Source organism: Hominiventricola sp. (genome assembly GCF_057604405.1).
The window spans coordinates 1-1,078 of the sequence record NZ_DBLYVB010000108.1 but is presented as its reverse complement, the minus strand read 5'-3'; the positions used below and the strand labels follow the sequence as shown (position 1 = coordinate 1,078).

General features: G+C 50.6%; 2 protein-coding genes. One reads left to right on the top strand and one right to left on the bottom strand.

The window, feature by feature from the left end; translation table 11 throughout:
* On the top strand, positions 1-186 hold a 186-nt coding region (locus ACZMB2_RS14400; RefSeq protein ID WP_487597225.1), incomplete at its 5' end, for a hypothetical protein.
* 321 nt (positions 187-507) lie between these two features.
* Here ACZMB2_RS14400 and ACZMB2_RS14395 read toward each other — a convergent pair.
* Positions 508-1,078: hypothetical protein (locus ACZMB2_RS14395; protein WP_097411891.1), on the bottom strand; the 571-nt coding region annotated here is incomplete at its 5' end.

Sequence of the window (1,078 nt, the reverse complement as noted above, 5' to 3'; positions counted from 1 at the left end):
CGGTTCAGAAACAGGAAAAAACTGAACGCATTGCTGAACATTCTTGAATCTCAGTTCAGGCTTTCTGTCGTGCCGGAAGGAAAAACCATGTATGTTCTGCTTCCCCAGATAGCCAGTTTAAAGTTGTCTGATGTCTCTGGTATTTTTACCTCGGGTTATCACTACAATAAGCTGAGAGCGAAGTAACCGGTGAGCAGTTTTTCTCCATTATGCTTCAGACTTAGATGATTGATTATTATGGGGATTTCATCACCGATATTCAGATGTATGAATATCGGTGATGAACTAAAGCTCAGGAGCTGCATGGTGGTGATGAATCAACAGGCATATAACTGATACCCGCCGGTCAGAAGTTCCAGCCTGCGACTTTCCTGTCTGCGTGCCCGCAGTCCGGCGTTCAGGTGCAGCGTGTGACAGAACGCACGGAGAGCGAAACGGCAGGCAGACAGGCCGTTCAGTCAGCCCTGGCACCCTGCCCGGATACCAGCTTCCCTGAAACAACTGGCATCAGGTGCGCTTATCGTCAACCGTTGTGCGGTATGACAGGAGCACGTACTGATCCATCAGATCCGTCAGTGCTGCGCTCTGCTTCTGACGGTTGATGATCCATTCCTCCAGCTCTTTTTCTGATTTCCGTTTCAGATTCTCCGTCCAGTCGTCAAGGCAGTTTCCGGTCATTAAATCAAGCCAGCAAAGCCAGACTAGTTTGAGGCGCAACTCCGTGCCACCAAACTGACGGAAGAGGCTGATCAGTTTATTTGCCAGAGAACGCTGCCTCAGACGTTCACATTCAGACAGGAGAATGCCTTCCAGCATCGGATGATGAACCAGCAGATGTTCACTGGTGCATAAATTCACTATCAGATCATCATCCAGGGGCGGTGTGGCCCGTTTGTCAGGGCCATAAATCAGCCGGTGCAGGCTCTGGGGTACGATGGCAATCTCCGGTTTTTCACCATTGAATGACACCCAACCGGGCGTCAGATTATGGAAGTAGTAGATATTCGGATGACACACGCCCCAGGATACGGCGTGCCGGGTGAAGCCGGTCAGCCATTTCTGGTAGCTTTCGTGGAGC